General features: G+C 80.2%; 1 protein-coding gene. It reads right to left on the bottom strand.

Translation table 11 applies throughout. The features are described from left to right. A partial coding sequence (locus BG452_RS35460) for an MFS transporter (protein WP_188308449.1) occupies window positions 1–992 on the bottom strand: 992 nt, incomplete at both ends.

Consider the following 992-nt stretch of genomic DNA (forward strand, 5'->3'; position numbering starts at 1 on the left):
GTGCGGCGCCGGCCGTGGCGGCGGCGAGGGCGAGGGCGAGGGCGAGGGTCGCCAGGCCGGAGGCGGCCAGGACCTGGCGGGGGCCCAGGGCGGTGGTGAGGGGGCCGCCGAGGGCGGTGCCCACCGGGGCCGCGGTGAGCAGGGCGGTGCTGCGGGCGGCCAGGACGGTGGTCAGCGCCCCCGGCGGGGTGCGGTCCTGGAAGAGCGTCAGCGACAGGGCGGTGAAGGGGCCGTAGACCACGCCGCCGAGCGCGAAGCAGAGCAGGGAGAGGGCGGCCGGCGCGCCCAGGCCGAACGGGACGAGGGCCAGGCCCCAGCCGGCGACGATGCCCAGGGTGACCGGCCACAGCGGGAGCCGGCGCAGGGTGCCCGCGGCCAGGGCGCCCAGGACGGCGCCGGCGCCGAAGAGCGTCCAGTACAGGCCGAGCAGGCCCGGGCCGGCGTGGAGGTCGGCGGTGACGTGCAGCGGCAGCGCGACCTCCACCGGCCCGTAGAGGAGGTTGAAGGCCCAGGTCAGGGCGAGGAGGGCGAGCAGTTCGGGCCGGCGGCGCAGTGGGTGCGGGCCGGCCGCCGTCGCCGGTGCGCCCGCCTCCCCGGCGGCGGGCCCCTCCAGCCGGGTGGCCCGCACGGCGAGGGCGGCGAAGGACAGCGCGTCCAGGCCGATGATCCAGGCGGGGCCGACGGCGCCGGCCAGGAACCCGGCGAGCGCGGGGCCGACGATGACGGACGCTGAGCCGATGGCGCTGACCAGCGCGTTGGCCGCGGGCCGCTGCCCGGGCGGGAGCAGTTGGGCGAGCAGGGCGTACGTGCCCGCGCTGCCCCAGGGGCGCAGCACCGACGACCCGGCCAGCAGGGCGAGGTACAGCGCCGGGTGCAGCACCCCGGCCGCCCAGGCCGCGGGCACGCAGCCGAGCAGCACCGCGCGCACCGCGCTGTCGGCGGCCAGCAGGCGCCGGGCGGGCACGCGCCGCAGCAGGCCGCCCAGGAGCAGG

Source organism: Streptomyces sp. CBMA123, assembly GCF_014596465.1.
Lineage (GTDB): Bacteria > Actinomycetota > Actinomycetes > Streptomycetales > Streptomycetaceae > Kitasatospora.